The following is a 21,409-nucleotide window of genomic DNA, read 5'->3' as shown; positions in this document are numbered from 1 at the left end:
CGGACGATGTCGCAAGGTAGGGCGGGGCTATGCGCCGCCGCCCTGCCCGGGCCCTTACTGAGCGAGCCAGGCCTGGAACTTCGCGTCGATGTCGTCGCGGTAGTCAGCCCAGAACTCGTAGTTGTAGAGGAACGTGTTACCCGAGTTCGCCGGGTCGGTCGGCATGTGCATCTTCATGTCTTCGGGCACCAGCGGCGCCGAGGAGGCACGTGCCGGACCGTAGGAGATGTACTGTGCCTGGTCGGCAAGACGCTGGGTGTCGGTGGCGAACTTAACGAAGTCCTTCACGCGCGCCAGACGGTCTTCCGGCAGACCTTCGGGAATGATCCAGCCGTCCAGGTCGAAGACCTGTGCGTCCCAGAGCATGCCGATCGGCTGGTCCTGCTCCACGATGGCAGAGTACAGGCGGCCGTTGTAGGTCGACCCCATGAACACTTCGCCGTCGGCCAGAAGCTGCGGCGTGTCTGCGCCCGCGTTCCACCAGACGACCTGGTCCTTGATGGTCTCCAGCTTGGCCAGAGCCTGGTCCTGACCTTCCTCGGTCTCTAGAACGTCGTAGACGTCTTCCTTGGCCACGCCGTCACAGAGCAGCGCCCATTCCATGTTGTTGATCGGACGCTTTTCCAGCGCGCGCTTGCCCGGGTAGGTTTCCAGGTCGAAGACGGCGCAGATGTCGGACGGCGGCTCGGTGCCTTCCGGCACGAGGTCCGTGCGATAGCCGACCGTGGTCGAATACACGATCTGCGGGATGTAGCAATCAGAGACGATCAGGTCGCCGAAATCGTCCGAAGCGGAGGTGCCGTCGGGCGCTTCCGCGAGGAGCTCGTCGTGGTCGACTTCCATGGCCAGACCTTCGTCGCACAGACGGATGGCGTCAGACGCCACGACGTCCACGAGATCCCAGGTCACGTTGCCCGCTTCGTTCATTGCACGCAGCTTGGCAACCGCCTCGGCCGAGGACTCGTCCCACGACACGGATACGTCCGGGTGCATTTCGAGGTAGGGTTCGACGTAGGCCTTCTGCTGGCTGTTCTGGTATGCACCGCCCCAGCTCACGAGGGTCATGTCGGACGCCATGTTGCCGTGGCTTTCCGCGAAGGCACCGGTGGCAGCCACGGTGAGTGCCGTTGTCGCCATCAGGGTCTTGGTGAATTTCATTTCGGTCTCCCTTGTCGTCGCGGGACGGTTTCGTCATCCATCCCGCAGTTCACGCAGAGCGATACGTTCCGCTCCGCCTTGTCCGGACAGGGCCGGGTGGGCCCCGTTCCGGTAAGACAGGTAGGGCGGTTTCGCGGCCGCCCCACCCGATTGACTTATTTGACCAGCCAGGACTGGAAGCGCGCTTCCACGTCGTCCTGGTTGTCAGCCCACCACTCGATATTGTTCACGAGGAAGTTCTTCTGGTTGGCGGGGTTCGTCGGCATGTGCGGCCCCATCTCGATTCCCATGTCGGCATGGGTCGAGACCAGCGGCTGCGAAGATGCGCGTGCCGGGCCGTACGAGATATATTTCGCCTGGTCGGCGAGGCGCTGGGTGTCGGTGGCGAACTTCACGAAGTCCATCACGCGCGCCAGCCGGTCCTCGGGCAGATCGGCGGGAATGATCCAGCCGTCGAAGTCGAAGACCTGCCAGTCCCAGAGCATTGCGACCGGCTGCTTCTGCTCTTCGATAACAGAAAACAGGCGTCCGTTGTAGGTCGAGCCCATCACGACCTCGCCATCTGCCAGCAGCTGCGGGGTGTCTGCACCCGCGGACCACCAGACAACCTGATCCTTGATGGTGTCCAGCTTGGCAAGCGCGCGGTCCACGCCGCCGTCCTCGTCGAGCACGTCGTAGAGGTCTTCCTTGGCGACGCCGTCACACAGCAGCGCCCACTCGAGGTTCTTCTTCGGGCGCTTCTCCAGCGAACGCTTGCCCGGGAACTTCTCGAGATCGAAGATCGCGCAGAGGCTGTCCGGCGTCGCGCCGTTCCAGTCCGCCACGTCGGTGCGGTAACCGAAGGTGGTGGAGAACACGATCTGCGGGATGAAGCAGTCGTTGATCACGGACGGACCGAAGTCTTCGGTCGCGGTGGAGCCGTCTTCACCGGCGGCCAGATCCTCGTCGAAGTCGATCTCCATGGCGAGGCCTTCGTCGCACAGACGCTGGCTGTCAGGGCCTTCGACGTCAACGAGGTCCCATGTGATGTTGCCGGCTTCGGCCTGCGCGCGCAGCTTGGCCACCGCTTCGTTGGACGACTCGTCCCAGGTGATCGACACACCGGGGTTTGCCTCCATGTAGGGCTCGGCGTAGGCCTTGACCTGGCTGTTTTGATAGGCTCCGCCCCAGCTGACGATGGTCATGCTGTCGGCCATGTCCTGCGCGCTCACCGCACCTGCCGCAAGCGACAGGCAGGTTGTGGCGAGAAGGTTCCGCGTGAGTGTCATCCAATTCTCCATAACAACACCCGTTGAAGACAGAGCCGGGTTACGGGTTTCACAACCGGCCCAAGTTCAACCGCCGTCGCCCCATTCCGGGAACGGGCGGTATCCTTCACGGCGCTCAGGTCGCGTCGAGCGCGCGGCAGTCCTTCGGGAGCCAGCCGATCTCGACCGTGCTGCCGGGTTGCAGTCGCACCTGGTCGGGCGCGTTGCGCGTCTTGATGACGAAATCGTCGTTGCCCGCCACCTTGAGACGGGTGCGGAAGATGTCGCCCATGTAAATGAATTCCAGCACCTCGGCCTTCAGCGTGTGCGCGCCGGGCTGCAGGCGGTCCTTGTTGAACTCGACCCGCTCCGGCCGGATGGAAACCTTGGTCCGCTCACCGACCTTCGAGACGTTTACCGGGGTCGCGTCGATCACCTCGCCGCCGTCCAGCTTGACCACGCAGTGATCGCCCTTGATCTCCTGCACCACGCCTTCCAGCGTGTTGTTCTCGCCGATGAACTGCGCGACGAAGCTGTTCTTCGGCTCCTCGTACAGCACGTCCGGCGGATCGAGCTGCTGGATGCGTCCGTCGTCGAACACCGCGACGCGGTCCGACATGGTCAGCGCCTCGGTCTGGTCGTGGGTCACGTAAACCGTGGTGATGCCGAGGCTGTGCGCGAGGTTGGTGATCTCGAACTGCATGTGCTCGCGCAGCTGCTTGTCGAGCGCGCCCAGGGGTTCGTCCATCAGCACCAGCTCCGGTTCGAAGACCAGAGCGCGGGCCAGCGCGATCCGCTGCTGCTGACCACCAGAAAGCTGTGCCGGGCGGCGGCCGCCGAATGCGCCCATCTGCACCATGTCCAGCGCGCGCTTGACCTTCGCCTCGCGGTCGGACTTGCCGATCTTGCGCACTTCCAGCGGGAACGACAGGTTCTCAGCCACGGTCATATGGGGGAACAGCGCGTAGTTCTGAAACACCATGCCGATCCCGCGCTTGTGCGGCGGAATGTTGTTGATCGGCTTTCCGTCCAGAAGAATTTCACCATGCGTGGCGGTCTCGAAACCGGCGAGCATCATCAGGCAGGTGGTCTTGCCGGACCCCGACGGCCCGAGCATCGTCAGAAACTCGCCCTTCGGCATCGAGAGGTTGAGGTCTTTCACGACCAGCGTTTCGCCGTCGTAGCTCTTCTGCACACGCTCGAATGCGACGAATGCGTCGCCCGAAGATCCATCTGCCAAAGCAGGCTCCCTGTGTTTTTGTTCCGCGGATTTGATCCGCTTTTATGGTCTCAAACTAAAACCCGTTACGGGCATGACTGCAAGCATCTCCCCGAAGCTCGCACATCAGGCAGGCAAATCCGGCACTTCCGGTCAGAAAAACGGCGTCGCGCAGGACAATCGACGGGAGAACCATGGGCCATCCGTAAATCCTCCTGCGGCAGGATTGTTTGGGGCCGGGCGGTTTCTCATCCAAAACGCGAAAATTGGTGCCCATACACACGTTATCCCCCAAGATATCGCACCGGGACTGCTCAAACATCAGGCAATTGCACCCGGAAGTGATCGTTGCGCGCACAACCCTGCAGAGACGACGATCCTCCCGCAAAATGCCCCGGCCCGACCGCCTTCCGAAGCGGTCGACGCGTCGCGCCGCGAAGGGTGATTCTCTCAACCCGATAGCGAATCGCAGGCACTTTCCGCGCCGATTTCGGCCCGATTCGGTCGCGTGCCCGCAGACCGCTGTGTGCAGATCCGCCCCATCCTAGGGTCATCTTTGCATGAAAATGGTCGTCCGATGCACGACGGTTGCTCTGCACCGGGACGTGAACCGGGGGACCGAGCGATGACGGGATCAGCCCGCTTGTCGGGCACCCGGTCAAAAAGCGTCTCTTCGTGTCGCTTCCCGTCTGGACCGTGTGGAACCCCCGCCCCTAGGGTGCCCGAAGACACTTACTGCAGGAGCCCCCCGTGCCGCACCAGTTCGCCAAATCCCTGCCATTCTCGCAGTCGGAATACGACCGCCGGCTGGCCAAGACCCGCGCCGCCATGGCGCGGCACGACCTGGACGTGATGCTGCTCACCGATCCGTCGAACATGGCCTGGATCACCGGCTACGACGGCTGGTCCTTCTACGTGCACCAGGGGGTGCTGGTCTTTGCCGACCCGACCACGGACCCGATGTGGTGGGGCCGCCGGCAGGACGGTGCGGGCGCCCTGCGCACCGTCTGGATGGATGACGAACGTGTCACCAGTTACGACGAGACCTACATCCAGTCGACCGAGAAGCACCCGATGCAGGAGCTGGCCGCCCGCCTGCACGACCTCGGCTATGCGACCGCGCGCATCGGCGTGGAACTGGAGAACTACTACTTCTCCGCCAAGGCCTGGCTGACCCTGCGCGCCGCCATGCCCGACGCGCATTTCGAGGACGCGACGGCGCTGGTGAACTGGCAGCGCGCGGTCAAGTCGGACGAGGAACTGACCTACATGCGCGCCGCCGCCCGGATCTCCGAGAAGATCATCGACGGGTTGCTGGAGCGGGTCGAGCCCGGCGTGCCGAAGAACGAGATCGTGGCGGAGATCTACCGCGATGCGGTCACCGGGACGGAAGGCCAGTGGGGCGACTACCCCGCCATCGTGCCGCTCCTGCCCTCGGGCGCCGATGCGGCCGCCTCTCACCTGACGTGGAACGGCAAACCCTTTTCCACCGGCGAGGCGACCTTTTTCGAGATCTCGGGCTGCGTGCGCCGCTACCACGCGCCGTTCTGCCGGACGATCTTCCTGGGCGAGCCGCCCGACTACATCCTGCACGCCGAGGCCGCGCTGGTCGAAGGCATCGAGGCCGGGCTGGAGGCCGCCCGCGCCGGCAACCGCGCCTGCGACATCGCCAACGCGCTGAACGCCTCGCTGATCAAGGCCGGCATCACGCGGGGGGCACGGTCGGGCTATCCCATCGGCCTGAGCTATCCGCCGGACTGGGGCGAGCGTACCATCTCGATCCGGCCCGAGGACGAAACCGTGCTGGAAGCGGGCATGACCTTCCACTTCATGCCGGGCCTCTGGATGGAGAACTGGGGGCTGGAGATCACGGAATCGATCGTCATCCGCGAGGGTCAAGCAGCCGAGTGCCTGTGCGACCGGCCCCGGAAGCTGTTCGTGAAGTGATTTCGCCGCCTTCGGCGTCGATCCGCCGCTGGAGGCCTGGGCCTCCCGCGGCGGGCACTCTTGCCATGAGGTCGGACCCGCGGTTGGCGCTGATCAGGTATTTGAACCAAGATGAAGGGTCTGCCGCGCTGGTCTCGGGCGGCTCGCCTTGGGCGTTGGGCCTTGATCGCGCGGGTTTGGGTGTCAGGCGAGTGATGCTGGCACGATGAGCCGTGTGCCGATCTCGATCCCGCTGGCGATCCGCAGGAGGTGTTCGGGCCGGAAAGCCACGCAGCCCTCGGTCGGGAAGCCCGGGCGGCGCCACCGGTGCAGGAAGATGGCAGAGCCGCGCCCTTTCTCGGCCCGGGGCCAGTTCCAGTCCGTAAGGATCACGAGGTCGTAGAGGCGGTCTGCGCGGCGCAGGCGTTCGTGGCTCCATGGGTAGGGGGCACGGACCATGAGGTTGTAATCCTCGTGGCGCGAGTCGTCGGACCAGAGATCGCCGGGCCGGATGGGCACCGCCCAGGGGACGGGCCGGGCGATGCGGTCGGGTCGGTAGAGAAGCCCCACGATATCATGAACGCCCGCGGGCGTGGCGCCGTCGCCTTCACGCTTGTCCGTGCGCACGCCCCCGCGCCCGATGGTGCACGGCCAGACATGACCGGCGAACCGGAGCCCTTGCCGGGTCAGCACCATGTCGCTGGAGGACACTGCGCGCATCAGGCAGCTTCGGCCCGGGAGATCCGTTGCATCGCGTCTGCCGCAATGGCGAAGGACTTCACACGCGCCGCGTGATCGTGGATCTGGCCGGTGAAGATGACCTCGTCCGGGCGGTGCTCTGCGATCAGGGTACGCAGTTGCGCCTCCACCTGCGTTGGATCCCCGACGGCACTGATGCGCAGCGCCTCGTCCAGCGCCGGCATCGCGCCTTGCGGCACCACCTGCGAAAGGTCGTCAACCGGGGCTGGCAGCTTGCCGGGTTTGCCAGTCCGCAGCCGGTAGAAGGCCTGCTGCATTGTGGTTCTCAACCGTCGCGCTTCGCCTTCGGTGTCGGCCGCGAAGACGTTGACCGCGAGCATCGCGTAGGGTTTTTCAAGTGTCTCCGACGGGCGGAAGTAGCGGCGGTAGACCTCGAACGCCTTTTCCAGTGCGGCCGGGGCAAAATGCGAGGCGAAGGCATAGGGAAGGCCCAGTGCCGCGGCCACCTGTGCGCCGTATAGCGACGAGCCGAGGACCCAGAGCGGCACTTCCGTGCCTTCGCCGGGGTGGGCGCGCACCAAGCGTTCCTCGACGGGCGGGCCGAAGAGCGCGCGCAGTTCCGCGACCTCGTTGGGGAAATTCTCTGCCCGCTCGGGATGGACGCCCAGGGCCTGCATCACCGCGTGATCGCCGCCCGGGGCACGGCCTAGCCCCAGGTCGATCCGTCCGGGATAGAGTGTGGCCAGCGTGCCGAAGGCTTCGGCCACGGCGAGGGGCGCGTGGTTCGGCAGCATGATCCCGCCCGCACCGACGCGCATCCGCTCTGTCAGCCCGGCGACATGGCCGATCAGGACAGCCGTCGCCGCAGACGCGATGCCGGGCATGTTGTGGTGTTCGGCCAGCCAGTAGCGGTGATACCCCAACGCCTCGGCCTGGCGGGCGAGGTCGCCGGTGTTGCGCAGGGCATCGGCGGTGGAGCTGCCTTCAGGCACCGGGGCGAGGTCGAGCAGGGAATAACGCATGGGGATCTCCTTCGGGACAAACCTATGCCTGCGGACGCCGGGCGCAAGACCCGCGCCGAAGTGCCGTCGCTAGAACAGGTGGCCCGACTTCTCGGCCTTTACTGCAAGATAACGGGCGTTGAAGGGCGTTTCACCGACTTTCAGGGGCACACGTTCGGCCACCGCAATTCCGCAATCCGCCATCATGGCGAGCTTTGCCGGGTTGTTCGTCATCAGCCGCACCGCCTCGAACCCGAGAGAGCCGAGGATCTGCGCCCCGAGGCGGAAATCGCGTTCGTCGTCCTCGAACCCGAGCCGGTGGTTGGCCTCCACCGTGTCGAAGCCCTGATCCTGCAGCGCATAGGCCCGCATCTTGTTGGCCAGACCGATGCCCCTGCCCTCCTGCTGGAGGTACAGCAGCACACCGGCGCCTTCCGCGCCCATCTGCATCAGCGCGGCGTTCAGCTGCGGGCCGCAGTCGCATTTCAGAGAACCCAGGAGATCGCCGGTGAAACACGCGGAATGGAGGCGCGCCAGCACCGGTGCGGCGCGGTCCGGGCGGCCGATCTCGATGGCGTAGTGTTCTTCGGAGCCGTCTTCGGGCCGGTAGATGTGCAGGCGCGCATCCTCCGCGGCGCGCAGCGGCACACGGGCAGAGACAACGTGGCGCAGGACCGGGACGGCCTCGAGGAAGGGGGCGGCGGCACCTGCGTCGATGGAGACCAGCCCCTCGGCAGCGGCAAAGCCCCGCTCCACCGGCACGACGAGCGCCGCGGGCAAGAGGCGCGCGCCCTTGCACAGCGTGACGGACAGCCGGTGCAGCCCCGCGTCCCCGCCGCGCCGTGTCATCAGCGGGCCTTTCATCGGCTTCGACAGGTCCTCGGACGGATCGGCGATGCCGTGCACCCAGGACAGGGCAGCACCGTCGGGCACCGCGACACGGGCAATGTCGCCGTCGTAGGCCCGCGCCTTCAGCGTCTCGGCCCGGCGGCCGGTGATGGTCAGATCCACGTCGCCAAGCGCCAGCATCCCCGTCAGCCGTGCCGCGGCAATGGTCTCCGCCGCGGCCACCAGCACCGTGCGATCGCCGGAGGTCAGCACCACCGGCACCCCCATACGCAGGTCCGCGCGCGCCCGCGCGAGGGTCTCGTTCAGATCCGGCCTCATGTCGTCCGCCTCCAGACCTTTGTTTCAACAGCTGTTTCAGGGACCGGCCGAAGCTGTAACAATTCCCGCTCTTGCACACGAGACCGTGAAACTTCTGCCACATTCCTTGTCAGCGCCCCTGCATGGCGCCATCTGCCTCAAAAGACAACATCGAGGAGCCCGACAATGGCGCAACTCAGGAACATCCTTCTCGTGGACGACGACGAGGACCTGCGCGAAGCCCTGGCCGAACAACTGATCATGACCGAAGACTTCGAGGTCTTCGAAGCCGACAGCGCGGCCACCGCGATGTCCCGCGTGAAGGAGCAGGTCTACGACCTGATCATCCTCGACGTGGGGCTGCCGGATACCGATGGCCGGGAACTCTGCCGCCTGATGCGCAAGCAGGGTGTGAAGTCGCCGATCATCATGCTGACCGGGCACGACTCGGACGCGGACACGATCCTCGGGCTCGATGCGGGCGCGAACGATTACGTGACCAAGCCGTTCAAGTTCCCCGTGCTGCTGGCCCGCATCCGGGCGCAACTCCGCCAGCACGAACAGTCGGAGGACGCGATCTTTACCGTCGGCCCCTACACCTTCAAACCCGCGATGAAGGTGCTTGAGACCGAGGACAACCGCAAGATCCGCCTGACGGAGAAGGAAACCAACATCCTGAAGTTCCTCTACCGTTCGACGGATGGCGTCGTGCCGCGCGACACGCTTCTGCACGAGGTCTGGGGCTACAACGCCGGTGTCACCACGCACACACTCGAGACGCATATTTACCGTCTGCGTCAGAAGATTGAACCGGATCCGTCCAACGCGCGTTTGCTGGTAACGGAGTCCGGTGGCTACCGGCTCGTTTCCTGACCGAACACCTCGCCCGGAAAGGCCATGGCATTTGCGCAACACTCCGATAACGTGCAGAACTTGTCGCAGTCTCAGTTGACGCAGATCAAAGTAATATAGGCCCTGCACCTTATATGCAGGTAACAGTTCCCGTCGCATATGCGGGTTATCATATGCACCTCCCTGTTGGACTTGGCCCGGGCAAATGCCCGGGTCTTTTTTTTGTCCGGCTAAGGGGTCAGGCGCCGCCCTCCTCCGCCCGCGCTTCGAGGTAGATCCGCACCGCCTCCTGCACGTGCCGGAACCTGTCACCGCCCAGGTGCTTGCCGCCGTACCAGCGCGTCACCACGACGATTTCGCCGGTCACACCCTCACGCTCCAGCATGCGCAGGATGACCATGCCCGCGCCGCTTTCACCGTCGTCGTTCTTGATCGGCCCGTCCTCGGTCAGCAGCCCCCATGTGTTGTGGGTCGCCTTCGCGAACTTCTTGTTCCGCTTGAGCTTGGTCAGGAAGGCCTGCGCCTCGGCCTCGGACGCGCAGGGGCCGCCAGAGACTGCGTAACGCGATCCACGGTCGGAGATGATGTTCTGCAGGATCAGCATGCCCTTGCGCCTACACCGGGTGGTCGCGCCATCGCAAGCGTCACGGGAGCATCGGGGCTGACGGAAAGGTGGGCCCCGGCGTTTGCGCACCGGGGCCCTCGGATCGTCCCTCGTCGGGGATCGCAACCGTGATCCGCCTTCTGACAGAATCGTTTTTATCGAAACTCTGTAAAAATCGGGTCAACCCCGTAAGGTGACAGGGGCGGCACAGGCAACGGCGGCGCGCCTTCGGGCGTTGACCTTGCGAAACACCAGTCAGGAGCGCCCATGGCACAGGATTTCAACAGCTTCATGGAAGCGCGCGAGGCGGCGGCCCGGGAATACATGCATGGCCGCCCGGAGGCGTTGCTGGCAATCTCCGTCGAGGAAGGCCAATCCACCTTCTACGATCCCATGGGCAGCGTCACCGCGGGGGCCGTCGCGGTGAAAAACACAAACGAGCATTCGGCAGCCCGCTTCGCGCCGGGCGGAACCACACATTTCGAAATCCTTGACCAGGGCGCCGCGGGCGGTATCGGGTTCTGGACCGGCTTCCAGCACGCTGAGGTCTGCCTCGCCGACGAGGATGGAAAGACGTCCATGACCCTGCGGGTGACCGAAATCTTCCGCGAGACCGAAAGCGGCTGGAAGCTGATACACCGTCACGCCAGCCGCGCCCGCTGACCTGACCGGCAACGAAAAAAGGGCGGCCCGATGTCCGGACCGCCCGCGTTATCGTAGGGTGGGGCTATGCGCCACCCGGCCTTGAAGGTCAGTCAGCCTGTTCGGCTTCCTTTTCCTTCGCCAGTTCTTCACCGGTTTCCTGATCGACCATCTTCATGGCGAGGCGCACCTTGCCGCGGTCGTCGAAGCCCAGAAGCTTGACGTAGACTTCCTGGCCTTCCTTCAGAACGTCCGACGGATGGTTCAGGCGGCGGTTCTCGATCTGGCTGACGTGCACAAGGCCGTCACGCTTGCCGAAGAAGTTCACGAAGGCGCCGAAATCGACGATCTTCACAACCTTGCCCTTGTAGATGTGGCCCTCTTCCGGCTCTGCGACGATCGCGTAGATCATGTCGTAGGCCTTCTGGATCGAGTCACCGTTCGGTGATGCGATCTTGATCACGCCGTCGTCGTTGATGTCGACCTTGGCACCGGACATTTCCACGATCTCGCGGATGACCTTGCCGCCCGAGCCGATCACTTCCCGGATCTTGTCGGTCGGGATGTTCATCGTCTCGATGCGCGGCGCGTGCTCAGAGAACGAACCCGCCTCGGAGATCGCCTTCGACATTTCGCCGAGGATGTGCAGGCGGCCTTCCTTGGCCTGTGCCAGCGCGGTCTTCATGATCTCGGGGGTGATGCCCGCGACCTTGATGTCCATCTGCAGCGAGGTGATGCCGTTCTCGGTGCCCGCGACCTTGAAGTCCATGTCGCCGAGGTGGTCCTCGTCGCCCAGGATGTCGGTCAGGATGCCGTAGGAGCCGTCCTCTTCCAGCACGAGGCCCATGGCCACGCCTGCCACCGGCGCCTTCAGCGGAACGCCCGCGTCCATCATGGACAGGGAGCCGCCGCAGACGGACGCCATGGAGGACGACCCGTTGGACTCGGTGATCTCCGACACCACGCGGATGGTGTAGGGGAAGTCGGTCGCCGCCGGCAGCACCGCCTGAAGCGCGCGCCATGCCAGCTTGCCGTGGCCGATCTCGCGACGGCCCGGGGAGCCCACGCGGCCCACTTCACCGACCGAGTACGGCGGGAAGTTGTAGTGCAGCAGGAAGTTGGACTTGTAGGTACCCTGCAGCGCGTCGATCATCTGCTCGTCGTCGCCGGTGCCCAGCGTGGTCACGACCAGCGCCTGCGTTTCGCCACGGGTGAACAGGGCCGAACCGTGGGTCCGCGGCAGGATGCCGGTTTCCGACACGATGGAACGGACCTGGTCCAGTGCACGACCGTCGATGCGGCGCTTGTTGACGACCACGTCGGAACGCAGAACCTGGGATTCCAGCTTCTTCAGCGCCGAGCCGAGGTTGGAGTCGGCCAGTTGTTCTTCGGTCAGACCGGCCTTGATCTCTTCCTTGACGGCGGCAACAGCGGCAACGCGCTCCTGCTTGTCGGAGATCGCATAGGCGGCCTTCATCTTCTCTTCGCCCGCCGCTTTCACGACGTCGAACAGAGCCGAGTAATCCGGCGGGGTGAAGTCGAACGGCTCTTTTGCCGCTTCTTCGGCCAGGTCGATGATCAGGTCGATGACCGGCTGGATCTGCTCGTGCGCGAACATCACGGCGCCCAGCATCTCGTCCTCGGTCAGTTCGTAGGCCTCGGACTCCACCATCATGACGGCGTCCTTGGTGCCCGCGACCACGAGGTCGAGGCGCTGCTCCGGGTTGTCACGCAGCAGGTGCATGTCGTCGACGGTCGGGTTCAGCACGTAGGAGCCGTCCTCGTAACCCACGCGGGCACCGGCGATCGGGCCCATGAAGGGCGCGCCGGAGATCGTCAGGGCCGCGGAGGCCGCGATCATCGCGACGATGTCGGGATCGTTGACGAGGTCATGGCTCAGCACGGTGCACATCACCAGCACTTCGTTCTTGAAGCCGGGCACGAACAGCGGACGGATCGGACGGTCGATCAGGCGCGCGGTCAGCGTTTCCTTTTCGGTCGGACGCGCCTCGCGCTTGAAGAAGCCGCCCGGGATCTTGCCGGCGGCGTAGTATTTTTCCTGGTAGTGGACGGTCAGCGGGAAGAAGTCCTGCCCTTCCTTCTGCGTCTTGGCAAAGGTCACGTTGGCCATGACCGACGTTTCGCCCAGGGTGGCGATCACGGTGCCGTCTGCCTGGCGCGCAACCTTGCCGGTTTCCAGTGTCAGCGTCTCTTCGCCCCACTGGAGTGTCTTTTTCACTTCTTTGAACATCATCGTATCCTGTCTGGAGGCACTCCCGAGCCCTCTCGGGTCCTCCGATTGAATGGCGGCCCCATTGCCGCCGACCCCTCTCATCGTTTCATGCGCCGGGGTCAGTGCGTCACGTCTCAGATGCAGGGGCCATACAGGAAAAGGCGGGCCGTGGAAACCCGCTTTGAGCGGCACAAAACCAACTGTGAATAGAGGCCGCTCGCGAAGTATCGGGGCCTGCGCGCGGCCCGCTGTGAAGCGGCCTGCAAAGCCGTCCCTGCCGGGCGCGGCGCCTGTCTGCAGAGCGCCATTGACACCGCCCGCCACGCCCGCAACCCTTGCGCCGACCCGACGCCGGAGCCGCCATGTTCACCAAGTCTGCCCTCGCCTACGAAGCCCTGCCCCTGCCCGCCCGCGATGCCATGTCCGACGCGCAGATGCGGCACGCCGCGGACCTGTTCCTGGCCGCCATGCAGACCCGGCACACGGTGCGCGACTTCTCCCCCCGTCCGGTGCCGCGGGACCTGATCGAGACCTGCATCCGCACCGCAGGCTCGGCCCCCTCTGGCGCCAATCACCAGCCCTGGCACTTCGTGGCCGTCGCGAACCCGGACCTCAAGCGCCGCATACGGGCCGCCGCCGAGGAGGAAGAGGCCCGCTTCTACGAGGGTGCCGCAGGCGACGAATGGCTGTCTGCGCTCGAACCCATCGGCACCGGCCCCACGAAACCGCATCTCGAGGACGCGCCGTGGCTGATCGTCATCTTCGCCCAACGCTACGGGCTGTTCGACGACGGCACGCGGTACAAGAACTACTACGTCCCGGAAAGCACAGGCATCGCCGCCGGTTTCCTGATTGCCGCGCTGCACCAGGCCGGGCTCGCCTGCCTGCCGCACACGCCCAACCCGATGAAATTCCTCACACAACTTCTGGGCCGACCGGAAAGCGAGAAACCGATCATGATCCTCGCCTGCGGCCATCCCGCCGCCGATGCGACCATCCCCCGCGCCGCGACGATCAAGAAGCCGCTTTCGGAAATCCTCACCATCGCCGAATGAACCGCCCACGCGCCGGATGTCGCACGGGACACGCCCGTCCCACAAATGCACCGGCCTGACGGTTTTGCGCCTGCGCATGCTGGCGGGCATGCTATGGACGGGAAAAATTCAGTATTTTCCGGACAGTGACCATGAACATTCTCCAGATCGCATCGCTTCTGATCGTCCTTGCCGCCGTCTTCGGCACGGTCAACTACTTCATCCTGAAGCTGCCCTCCGCCATCGGCATCCTGGTCGTGGCGCTGCTGACGTCCATGTGCGCGCTGCTGCTGGACAGGCTGGTTCCCAGTTTCACGCTGGCCGACGACATACGCACCATTGTCACGAACATCGACTTTTCCGACGCCCTGCTCGAAGGGATGCTGGGCCTGCTGCTCTTCGCCGGGGCGCTGCACGTCAAGCTGTCCGACCTGAAGGATGTCTGGGCCACTGTCCTGCTGATGGCCACGGCGGGCGTCGCCCTGTCGACCGGGGTCATCGGCCTTGGCTTCCACTGGTTGACCGGCGCGCCGATCCTCGTGGCGCTGGTCTTCGGCGCGCTGATCTCGCCCACCGACCCGGTCGCGGTCATGGGCGTCCTGAAAGAGGCCAAACTCCCCAAGTCCCTTGAAACGCAGGTCGCGGGCGAGAGCCTGTTCAACGACGGCGTGGGCTACGTGGTCTACCTGGTGCTGATCGGGCTCGCCTTTCCGGCAGCCGCGGCACATGGCGCACAGGGCGGCGCAGAGTCCTCCCCCGCGCTCGACGCGCTGCGGCTCTTTGCGCAGGAGGCGCTTGGCGGCGCGGCGCTTGGCCTCGTGCTGGGCTGGCTGACCTTCCGCGTGATGCGCCACATCGACGACTACTCGCTCGAGGTGCTCATGACCCTCGCGCTCGCCTTCGGCGGTTACGAACTGGCCATCGCGCTGCATGTCTCCGCCCCCATCGCCGCGGTCTGCGCCGGGCTGCTGATCGGCGACATCGGGGCCAAGCACGGCATGTCGGACCTGACGCGAGAATACGTCGAGAAGTTCTGGGTCCTCGTCGACGAGATCCTGAACGCCGTGCTCTTCATGCTGATCGGCGTGGAGATCTTTGCAGTCCAACTCAACATGGACGCGCTGGTGACCGGCGTGTTCTGCATCGCGTTGGCCCTGCTGGGGCGAACGGCGGCCGTGGTCGTGCCGATCCTGATGCTGAAACCTTTCCAGACCTTCGCGCCCGGCGTAATGCCGATCATGACCTGGGGCGGCCTGAAGGGCGGCATCTCCGTCGCGCTCGCGCTGTCCCTGCCCGAAAGTGAATGGAAGTCGCTGATCCTGACCGTCACCTACGTGATCGTCGTCTTCTCGATCATCGTGCAGGGCCTGACCGTCGGCAAACTGGCAAACCGTGTCGGGCGGGAACCCGATCTGGTCTGAAGCGACATCACCCTGCCATAAACTGACAGGGTCCCGGGCTAGCTTGGGGACATCCAGAAAAAGGACTGATCCATGCTTACCCTATACCATTCGCCGATGTCCCGCTCCTCGCGCATCGTTACCCTGATCGAGGAACTCGGCGCCCAAGACGCCGTCACCGTGCGCACCGTCGGCATCACCCGCGCCGACGGATCGGGCGGCCCCGATGCCGGCAACCCGCATCCGGAGAAGAAGGTTCCGGCACTCGATCATGACGGGACCGTCATCGTCGAGAGCATCGCCATCGCCCAGCACCTGTGCGAACTATTCCCCGACGCCGGTCTCCTGCCCTCCGCCGGCACGCCCGAACGTGCCAAGTGCCTCGAATGGCTGGCGTGGTACGCGGGCGTGGTGGAGCCGGTCGTCGTCGCGAAGTTCCTCAAGATCGACAATCCGGGTTTCCGGTCCAATTTCCGTGGATGGGACGAACTGGTGGCCCGTCTGTCCGGTACATTGAACGCACGGGAATACCTGGTGGGCGACAGCTACACCGTGGCCGACCTGATCGTGAACTCGCTGTTCCGGTGGCTGCCGGACCTCGTCCCGGACGATGCGGGCATCCGCGCCTGGGTCGAGCGGTGCAATGCCCGGCCTGCGTCGCAGAACACGATGGCGCGCGACGCGGCGCTTGCCACTGTCGAGTAACCTCCGGCAAACGAAAAACGCCCGCTCCTGTCGGAGCGGGCGCCTGTCCCTCGGAATGACCCGAATGCCTTAGCGGCGGATGCCGAGGCGCTTGATGAGGTCCGTGTAACGTGCCTCTTCCTTGGCCTTCAGGTAGTCCAGCAGCTTGCGGCGCTGTGCGACGAGCTTCAGCAGACCACGACGGGAGTGGTTGTCCTTCTTGTGGGTCTTGAAGTGCTCGGTCAGGGTGGTGATGCGAGAGGTCAGGATCGCGATCTGGACTTCCGGGGAACCGGTGTCGCCCTCTTTCGTCGCGTATTCCTTCATCAGGCGTGTTTTTTCTTCTGCAGTGATCGACATCGGGGTCTCCTTTCGGATTAAGGGTCATGGCACAAGCCGGGATGTCGTCCAGCAGGGCCCGTGGAGAAATCCGCCCGGGTGTCCCGAACGGATGCGTGCGCATACGCGATTCCATCTGGTTTGGAAAGACCGTTTGTGCCCGATGTGCCGGGCAGGTCATGGGTGTGGCTGCCTCCTTGATGCCGTGCCGATCGTGGCGGGGATGAACAGCCGCGCCCCCCAACTTCAGCCTTGCGGGCGTTTAAATGACGCCGCACCTTTTTCACAGGCTGGGGAAAGGCCAAATGCGGTCGCTTCCCTGACATGGAGAGGACGACAGGGCGACAGCCGCGAAGTCATCACTGGTGCTGGCCAAAACGCACGACCTCGTACTTCAGCCGATCAGGACGTCGGCCATGCTCTCACCCACAAGCACCAGCCCTTCCAATGTCGGGGCGTCCGCTGTCGGCATGGTGGTCAGTACATGGCCATTCAGCACGATCTCCGTGACAGCCGGGTTGTCGGCGGACAAGCGGATTTCCAGTTCCGGTTCCGCGTTGCCCGGACTGTCGTCGAACACGATCACAAGCTGGTCCTCGGCCGCGTCGTAATCGACAAGCTCCGCCGCCGGGCCGGCGATCCAGTTGCCAACGACCAGCGTGTCCGTCCCCTCGCCGCAGTGCACAAGGTCTCCGGATCCTGCGATGATCGTATCGGCACCGTCACCGCCGTTCAGGAAATCGCCTGCATCCAGGTCGGTGCCATCGGCGTCGCGCGTGACGCCGACAAGGACGTCGTTGCCCATACCGCCCAACAGCGTGTCGGAGCCGCGTCCGCCGCGCAGGAGGTCCGCACCCTCGCGGCCGTGCAAGGCGTCGTTGCCTGTACCGCCATCCAGCACGTCGTCTCCCGGCCCGCCCTGCAACACATCCGCGCCGCCGTTACCGGCGAGGCTGTCGTTGCCCTCGTGGCCATAAAGAACGTCCGCACCGCCGTCACCGCGCAGAACATCGTCACCGCCATCGCCGTAGAGCGTGTCGTTGCCCTCCCCGCCTCGGAGGGTATCTGCGCCGTCGCCGCCATGCAGGTCGTCGGCCCCGCCCAGTCCGTCGACCAGATCATTGCCACCCCCACCGCTCAGCAGATCGGCTGCATCCGCGCCTGTCAGGGGATCGGCGTCGTCCGTGCCGTCCTCGGTCAATCCAGCGCCGCCCACGCCCAATGCGTCGTCGCCGGGCATGGCTTGCTGTTCGGACGAGACTGAAGGCGTGTCCACCTGGCTTTCGCCGAACAACCCGGACAAGCCCATCACATCGAACAGGCTCAGCGGCTCGGAAACGTCCCGAGCGTCTATTCCGGCTTGCCCGGTCGGTATGTCCATCGGATCGGCAGACGGTCCGGGCCAAGAGATCACCTCTGCAACCGGCGCCGTGTCGGTCGCGTCCTGCAGGGCGGGCAGTAGGCTGTCGACGGAGGTCTCCGCATCGGCAGAACCGATGTCATCCGGTGGCAGACCGTCGTCCTCCAGGCCTTCCTCCACGTCGGCAGTGCCGGCGATCACGATCGATCCGACAGCCATCATGCCCAGCAACCCGACGAGAAAGAACATGGTAGACTGTCCCGATGCAAACTTTGCGGAAGATCACAGATCACCCGTGTCCCAACAACGAAATTCCCCCAAACAGGTTAAGGAAGCGTCGCCCCGTTCCGGAAAGACCGGGTCAAACTGCCACGGGGTAACGTGCCTCGACCGGCCACGGCACGGGTTGGCGGGCATAAGGAACGTACAGCGGGTGGCGCGGGTGGCCTTCGCGGGTCAGGCCGAGGTGCCGGACATCGCCGGTCAGCCTGCGTGCGACGCGCGGTCCTTCTCCCATCAGCACACCATGCACGCCCCATGCGGCCAGCGTCATCTCCGCCCCGGCACACCAGTTCTCCAGCAGCGCCGCGTTCTCTGGCCCGACGGGATCGGCGACGGTGCGCAGTTCCTGCGGACGGGTTGCACGCCATGCAAAGAGGTTGGCGATGCGCATCCCGCCGAACCCGAGCTGCACGGCCCGCCGCTGGCAGCGCTCGATGGTCGGGTCGTTGGCCAGCTCCGTCGCGGTCGACGGGTTCAGCATGATGTACAGCAGCTCCGGGTCCGCGCCCCAGACACGCCGCAGCCCGTAGCGCCACGCCAGGCAGGGCGAATAATACGCCCAGCTCCGAATGCCGTCTATTTTCGCTGTCCGCTCGATCATCGCCCGGCCTTCTGCCTTCTCGGACGGCCCGGCGCAAGACCGCGGGCATCGCCGGCCTGCAGCGCTTGACAGGGGTCGACGTGCGCAGCACCTTGCCCGCGCGACATGAAGTAGGGCGGGGCTGTGCGCCGCCTCCCTCCGGAGATATCCATGAACATCCAGATGATAGAGGCCGCCGCAAAGCGCCTTGACGGCATTGTCCGCCGGACGCCGCTCCTGTCTTCCCCGGCGCTCGACGCGCTGGCCGGCCGGGCGGTCTACGTGAAACCCGAGTGCCTGCAGAAGACCGGCAGCTTCAAGTTCCGCGGCGGTTATGCGGCGCTCAGCGCGCTCTCGCCCGACCTGCGCGCCCGGGGAGTCATTGCCTTTTCCTCCGGCAACCACGCACAGGGCGTGGCCTATGCCGCGCGGCTGCTCGACACCACCGCAGTCATCCTCATGCCCGCCGACGCGCCCTCCGCCAAGATCGAGGGCACGCGCTCCTACGGGGCGGAGGTCATCCTTTACGACCGGGCCGGCGGGGCCTCCCGCGAGGAGATCGGCGCAGAGATCGCCTCATCGCGCGGCCTCACCCTGATCCGCCCCTACGACGAACCGGAGGTCATCGCCGGGCAAGGCACCTGCGGGCTGGAGATCGCCGAACAGGCGGCAGACCTTGGCATAACCGATGCGGAGGTGCTGACCTGCTGCGGCGGTGGCGGGCTGACGGCGGGGATCGCGCTGGCACTCGAAGCCCGCGCGCCCGGTTTCCGCGTCCGCCCTGCGGAGCCAGAGGGCTACGACGACACCGCCCGTTCCCTCCGCTCGGGCACGCGGGAACGCAACGCGGTCGAGGCGGGTGGGCTGTGCGATGCCATCCTCACGCCGCAACCGGGAGAGATCACCTTCCCTATCGTGAGCCGACTGTGCGGGCCCGGTGTCGTGGTGTCGGACGAAGAGGCGCTGCGCGCCATGGCCATGGCCTTCCGTCACCTCCGTATCGTGGCGGAGCCCGGTGGCGCCGTGGCGCTTGCCGCCGCGCTCTTCCACGGCAATGAACTGGAATCGGACAGCGTGATCTGCACCGTGTCCGGCGGCAACGTGGATACGGACGTGTTTGCCCGGGCGCTCAGCTACGCCTGACCGCGGGCCGCAGCCCTCACGGATCGAGGCGGCGCGCCTCGTCCACCAGCATCACGGGGATCCCGTCGCGGATCGGATAGGCCAGACCGGCGGGCTCGCTCACCAGTTCCTGCCGGTCGGCGTCGTAGCTCAGCACCGACTGGGACACCGGGCAGACCAGCGCTTCCAGCATCCTGCGGTCGAAGGCCACCGCCTCGGCCGCGTCTTGCCCGCCGTCATTCACATCAGCAGTCATTGCAGGACATCCTCTTCACCGCCCCTGAGGGCATATTCGATCAGCGTCACCAGCGTCTCGCGCCGGGTCGACAGCGACGGCGCCTCAAGGAGCGCTTGCTTGTCCTCCGGGCCGAAGTCCAGAAGCATCGACAGCGAGTTGACCAGAAGCTCGTCCTCGGCCTCCTGGAGGGTCTGCCAGTCCACCGACAGATCCCGCGCCGTGAAATACCGGTCCAGGAGGTCGAGGAACGACGCCCGGTCAAAGCTGCGGTCGGCCTCCGGTCCCGCCTTGTCGCGGTCGAAGCCGTCCCAGCTGACACGGCAGCGCCGGTAAGGGTGAAAGCCTTCCAGCTCCTCCTGCACCCGGAACCGGGAGATCCCGGACAGGGTGATCATGTATCGCCCGTCCTCCGTCTCCGAGAACTGGGTCACGCGGCCCGCGCAACCGATCCTGTGCAGCCCCTCCTCACGCCCCGGCGCAGCCATCGGCTGCACCATGCCGATCAGGCGCGTGTCCGTCTTCAGGCTGTCGTCGAGCATGTGCAGATAGCGCGGCTCGAAGATGTGCAGCGGCAGCCGCGCACGGGGCAGCAGAAGTGCCCCGGGAAGGGGAAAGACTGCAATGATGTCCGGGAGATCGCCTATGCGTGTCATACCCGGCTACCTAGACCGCACGACCGGTCAGGCAAATATCATCGAGCTCAATTTGCGGCGGCCGTTGAGCACCACGGGATCGTTGGGCTTCAGCGCCTCGAAGATGGTGAAGAGTTGCGCCTTCGCCGCGCCGTCGTTCCACTCGCGGTCACGCCGGAAAACCTCCAGCAGTTCGGCCACGGCGCCTTCGGAATCGCCATGCGCGTATTTCGCCTTGGCGAGGTCGAAGCGCGCCTGCAGGTTGTCGGGCTCCGCCTCCACCTGTGCGGTCAGTTCGGCCACCGGCCCGGCCTGCGCGGCCTGCTTCGCCAGCTCGATCTGCGCATGGGCGGCCTCAAGCTCGGGGGCCTTGGAGATCTCCACCGGTGCGCCGTTCAGGACCGCCTCTGCCGTGTCGAGATCGCCCGCCGCCAGATGCGCGCGCACCATGCCGCCATAGGCCTTGGCGTTCATCGGATCCTCTTCCAGAACGGCGGCAAAGACTTCCACCGCATCCGCCGGGGCGCCCTGCTCCAGCATCTCCTCGGCGGCGGCCAGCGCGTCGTCCAGCCCGCCGGAGGCATCGCCACCCGCCGCCTGCACCACGCGTTCGACGAACGCCTTGAGTTCGGACTCCGGCAATGCGCCCTGGAAGCCGTCGACCGGCTGTCCCTGCCAGAAGGCATAGACCGTGGGGATCGACTGGATGCGCAGCTGACCAGCGATCATCTGCGCCTGGTCGACGTTGACCTTGACCATCTTCACCGCGCCCTTGGCAGCGGTCACGACCTTCTCGAGCGCGGGCCCGAGCTGTTTGCACGGGCCGCACCACGGCGCCCAGAAATCGACGATGATCGGCGTCGTCATGGAGGCATCGACAACCTCTGCCATGAACTCCGCCTCGGTGATGTCCTTGACCAGATCGCCTGCCGTCTGGCCCTGCGGCTGCAGATTCAGCTCCATCGTCTCTCCCCTCCGGGTTCGAATGCGTCAGACAGCTAGATGGATCAC

General features: G+C 65.3%; 21 protein-coding genes. 7 read left to right on the top strand and 14 right to left on the bottom strand.

Going from position 1 to position 21,409, the window contains the following annotated elements:
* Positions 1–54: 54 nt before the first annotated feature.
* The 3 genes from QNI11_RS04290 to QNI11_RS04280 all read right to left on the bottom strand — a co-directional run bounded on the left by QNI11_RS04290 (position 55) and on the right by QNI11_RS04280 (position 3,645).
* On the bottom strand, positions 55–1,158 hold the full coding sequence (locus tag QNI11_RS04290; protein WP_100927694.1) for an extracellular solute-binding protein: 1,104 nt from the start codon (positions 1,156–1,158) through the stop codon (positions 55–57).
* A 155-nt stretch (positions 1,159–1,313) separates the two neighbouring features.
* Positions 1,314–2,426, bottom strand: a complete 1,113-nt coding sequence (locus QNI11_RS04285) for an extracellular solute-binding protein (RefSeq protein WP_100930837.1) — start codon at positions 2,424–2,426, stop codon at positions 1,314–1,316.
* Positions 2,427–2,541: 115 nt separating this feature from the next.
* Entirely contained in the window at positions 2,542–3,645 is a 1,104-nt protein-coding gene (locus QNI11_RS04280) for an ABC transporter ATP-binding protein (RefSeq protein ID WP_100927695.1), read from the bottom strand.
* A gap of 729 nt (positions 3,646–4,374) precedes the next feature.
* On the opposite strand from QNI11_RS04280, the gene QNI11_RS04275 reads away from it, so the two are divergent.
* Positions 4,375–5,571, top strand: a complete 1,197-nt coding sequence (locus QNI11_RS04275; RefSeq protein WP_283982465.1) for a M24 family metallopeptidase — start codon at positions 4,375–4,377, stop codon at positions 5,569–5,571.
* Between the two features lie 183 nt (positions 5,572–5,754).
* Here the strand turns inward: QNI11_RS04275 and QNI11_RS04270 are convergent, their stop codons facing one another.
* The 3 genes from QNI11_RS04270 to ribA form a co-directional block, all read right to left on the bottom strand.
* A complete protein-coding gene (locus QNI11_RS04270; protein ID WP_283982464.1) occupies positions 5,755–6,270 on the bottom strand; it encodes a L,D-transpeptidase in 516 nt (171 codons plus the stop codon).
* Positions 6,270–7,271, bottom strand: a complete 1,002-nt coding sequence (locus tag QNI11_RS04265; RefSeq protein WP_283982463.1) for an LLM class flavin-dependent oxidoreductase — start codon at positions 7,269–7,271, stop codon at positions 6,270–6,272. The genes QNI11_RS04270 and QNI11_RS04265 overlap by 1 nt, the downstream gene beginning before the upstream one ends.
* Before the next feature lie 69 nt (positions 7,272–7,340).
* On the bottom strand, positions 7,341–8,417 hold the full coding sequence (ribA, locus tag QNI11_RS04260) for a GTP cyclohydrolase II (protein ID WP_283982462.1): 1,077 nt from the start codon (positions 8,415–8,417) through the stop codon (positions 7,341–7,343).
* A 165-nt stretch (positions 8,418–8,582) separates the two neighbouring features.
* On the opposite strand from ribA, the gene QNI11_RS04255 reads away from it, so the two are divergent.
* Positions 8,583–9,269, top strand: coding sequence for a response regulator transcription factor (locus QNI11_RS04255; RefSeq protein WP_100927700.1), 687 nt, complete (start codon positions 8,583–8,585; stop codon positions 9,267–9,269).
* A 217-nt stretch (positions 9,270–9,486) separates the two neighbouring features.
* On the opposite strand, the gene QNI11_RS04250 is transcribed toward QNI11_RS04255, so the two are convergent.
* A complete protein-coding gene (locus QNI11_RS04250) occupies positions 9,487–9,852 on the bottom strand; it encodes a YigZ family protein (protein WP_283982461.1) in 366 nt (121 codons plus the stop codon).
* Positions 9,853–10,119: 267 nt separating this feature from the next.
* On the opposite strand from QNI11_RS04250, the gene QNI11_RS04245 reads away from it, so the two are divergent.
* Complete coding sequence (locus QNI11_RS04245; RefSeq protein WP_283982460.1) at positions 10,120–10,515, top strand: nuclear transport factor 2 family protein; 396 nt, start codon at positions 10,120–10,122, stop codon at positions 10,513–10,515.
* A gap of 88 nt (positions 10,516–10,603) precedes the next feature.
* Here QNI11_RS04245 and pnp read toward each other — a convergent pair whose 3' ends face one another.
* Positions 10,604–12,745, bottom strand: coding sequence for a polyribonucleotide nucleotidyltransferase (pnp, locus tag QNI11_RS04240; protein WP_283982459.1), 2,142 nt, complete (start codon positions 12,743–12,745; stop codon positions 10,604–10,606).
* Between the two features lie 344 nt (positions 12,746–13,089).
* On the opposite strand from pnp, the gene QNI11_RS04235 reads away from it, so the two are divergent.
* The 3 genes from QNI11_RS04235 to QNI11_RS04225 all read left to right on the top strand — a co-directional run bounded on the left by QNI11_RS04235 (position 13,090) and on the right by QNI11_RS04225 (position 15,866).
* Entirely contained in the window at positions 13,090–13,782 is a 693-nt protein-coding gene (locus tag QNI11_RS04235; RefSeq protein ID WP_283982458.1) for a nitroreductase family protein, read from the top strand.
* Positions 13,783–13,913: 131 nt separating this feature from the next.
* Positions 13,914–15,182, top strand: a complete 1,269-nt coding sequence (locus QNI11_RS04230; protein WP_283982457.1) for a sodium:proton antiporter — start codon at positions 13,914–13,916, stop codon at positions 15,180–15,182.
* Between the two features lie 72 nt (positions 15,183–15,254).
* On the top strand, positions 15,255–15,866 hold the full coding sequence (locus QNI11_RS04225) for a glutathione S-transferase family protein (RefSeq protein WP_283982456.1): 612 nt from the start codon (positions 15,255–15,257) through the stop codon (positions 15,864–15,866).
* 69 nt (positions 15,867–15,935) lie between these two features.
* On the opposite strand, the gene rpsO is transcribed toward QNI11_RS04225, so the two are convergent.
* From rpsO to QNI11_RS04210, 3 genes are all read right to left on the bottom strand, one after another.
* On the bottom strand, positions 15,936–16,205 hold the full coding sequence (gene rpsO / locus QNI11_RS04220) for a 30S ribosomal protein S15 (protein ID WP_283982455.1): 270 nt from the start codon (positions 16,203–16,205) through the stop codon (positions 15,936–15,938).
* A gap of 373 nt (positions 16,206–16,578) precedes the next feature.
* Positions 16,579–17,793, bottom strand: a complete 1,215-nt coding sequence (locus QNI11_RS04215; RefSeq protein WP_283982454.1) for a calcium-binding protein — start codon at positions 17,791–17,793, stop codon at positions 16,579–16,581.
* Between the two features lie 112 nt (positions 17,794–17,905).
* Positions 17,906–18,427 carry a DUF1643 domain-containing protein gene (locus tag QNI11_RS04210; RefSeq protein WP_283982453.1) on the bottom strand — a complete coding sequence of 174 codons (522 nt, stop codon included), beginning with the start codon at positions 18,425–18,427 and terminating at the stop codon, positions 17,906–17,908.
* Positions 18,428–18,577: 150 nt separating this feature from the next.
* On the opposite strand from QNI11_RS04210, the gene QNI11_RS04205 reads away from it, so the two are divergent.
* On the top strand, positions 18,578–19,549 hold the full coding sequence (locus QNI11_RS04205; protein WP_283982452.1) for a threonine/serine dehydratase: 972 nt from the start codon (positions 18,578–18,580) through the stop codon (positions 19,547–19,549).
* Positions 19,550–19,565: 16 nt separating this feature from the next.
* Here the strand turns inward: QNI11_RS04205 and QNI11_RS04200 are convergent, their stop codons facing one another.
* Genes QNI11_RS04200 through trxA form a run of 3 tightly spaced genes read right to left on the bottom strand, consistent with a single transcriptional unit; the run spans position 19,566 to position 21,361 of the window.
* Complete coding sequence (locus tag QNI11_RS04200; protein ID WP_100927710.1) at positions 19,566–19,784, bottom strand: Trm112 family protein; 219 nt, start codon at positions 19,782–19,784, stop codon at positions 19,566–19,568.
* On the bottom strand, positions 19,781–20,419 hold the full coding sequence (locus QNI11_RS04195; protein ID WP_100927711.1) for an LON peptidase substrate-binding domain-containing protein: 639 nt from the start codon (positions 20,417–20,419) through the stop codon (positions 19,781–19,783). The genes QNI11_RS04200 and QNI11_RS04195 overlap by 4 nt, the downstream gene beginning before the upstream one ends.
* A 27-nt stretch (positions 20,420–20,446) precedes the next feature.
* A complete protein-coding gene (gene trxA / locus QNI11_RS04190; RefSeq protein ID WP_100927712.1) occupies positions 20,447–21,361 on the bottom strand; it encodes a thioredoxin in 915 nt (304 codons plus the stop codon).
* Positions 21,362–21,409: the final 48 nt, after the last annotated feature.

The organism is Sagittula sp. MA-2 (genome assembly GCF_030126985.1).
In the GTDB taxonomy this organism is placed as follows: domain Bacteria; phylum Pseudomonadota; class Alphaproteobacteria; order Rhodobacterales; family Rhodobacteraceae; genus Sagittula.
The sequence above is the reverse complement of the archived record's forward strand: the minus strand, read 5'-3'. Positions and strand labels throughout refer to the sequence as shown.

What these genes read in the sequence shown, in the direction of transcription:
- QNI11_RS04290 (WP_100927694.1), bottom strand. Translation starts at nt 1,158, where the DNA reads ATGAAATTCACCAAGACCCTGATGGCGACAACGGCACTCACCGTGGCT.
- QNI11_RS04285 (WP_100930837.1), bottom strand. Translation starts at nt 2,426, where the DNA reads ATGACACTCACGCGGAACCTTCTCGCCACAACCTGCCTGTCGCTTGCG.
- QNI11_RS04270 (WP_283982464.1), bottom strand. Translation starts at nt 6,270, where the DNA reads ATGCGCGCAGTGTCCTCCAGCGACATGGTGCTGACCCGGCAAGGGCTC.
- QNI11_RS04265 (WP_283982463.1), bottom strand. Translation starts at nt 7,271, where the DNA reads ATGCGTTATTCCCTGCTCGACCTCGCCCCGGTGCCTGAAGGCAGCTCC.
- ribA (WP_283982462.1), bottom strand. Translation starts at nt 8,417, where the DNA reads ATGAGGCCGGATCTGAACGAGACCCTCGCGCGGGCGCGCGCGGACCTG.
- QNI11_RS04255 (WP_100927700.1), top strand. Translation starts at nt 8,583, where the DNA reads ATGGCGCAACTCAGGAACATCCTTCTCGTGGACGACGACGAGGACCTG.
- QNI11_RS04250 (WP_283982461.1), bottom strand. Translation starts at nt 9,852, where the DNA reads ATGCTGATCCTGCAGAACATCATCTCCGACCGTGGATCGCGTTACGCA.
- QNI11_RS04245 (WP_283982460.1), top strand. Translation starts at nt 10,120, where the DNA reads ATGGCACAGGATTTCAACAGCTTCATGGAAGCGCGCGAGGCGGCGGCC.
- pnp (WP_283982459.1), bottom strand. Translation starts at nt 12,745, where the DNA reads ATGTTCAAAGAAGTGAAAAAGACACTCCAGTGGGGCGAAGAGACGCTG.
- QNI11_RS04235 (WP_283982458.1), top strand. Translation starts at nt 13,090, where the DNA reads ATGTTCACCAAGTCTGCCCTCGCCTACGAAGCCCTGCCCCTGCCCGCC.
- QNI11_RS04230 (WP_283982457.1), top strand. Translation starts at nt 13,914, where the DNA reads ATGAACATTCTCCAGATCGCATCGCTTCTGATCGTCCTTGCCGCCGTC.
- QNI11_RS04225 (WP_283982456.1), top strand. Translation starts at nt 15,255, where the DNA reads ATGCTTACCCTATACCATTCGCCGATGTCCCGCTCCTCGCGCATCGTT.
- rpsO (WP_283982455.1), bottom strand. Translation starts at nt 16,205, where the DNA reads ATGTCGATCACTGCAGAAGAAAAAACACGCCTGATGAAGGAATACGCG.
- QNI11_RS04215 (WP_283982454.1), bottom strand. Translation starts at nt 17,793, where the DNA reads ATGTTCTTTCTCGTCGGGTTGCTGGGCATGATGGCTGTCGGATCGATC.
- QNI11_RS04210 (WP_283982453.1), bottom strand. Translation starts at nt 18,427, where the DNA reads ATGATCGAGCGGACAGCGAAAATAGACGGCATTCGGAGCTGGGCGTAT.
- QNI11_RS04205 (WP_283982452.1), top strand. Translation starts at nt 18,578, where the DNA reads ATGAACATCCAGATGATAGAGGCCGCCGCAAAGCGCCTTGACGGCATT.
- QNI11_RS04200 (WP_100927710.1), bottom strand. Translation starts at nt 19,784, where the DNA reads ATGACTGCTGATGTGAATGACGGCGGGCAAGACGCGGCCGAGGCGGTG.
- QNI11_RS04195 (WP_100927711.1), bottom strand. Translation starts at nt 20,419, where the DNA reads ATGACACGCATAGGCGATCTCCCGGACATCATTGCAGTCTTTCCCCTT.
- trxA (WP_100927712.1), bottom strand. Translation starts at nt 21,361, where the DNA reads ATGGAGCTGAATCTGCAGCCGCAGGGCCAGACGGCAGGCGATCTGGTC.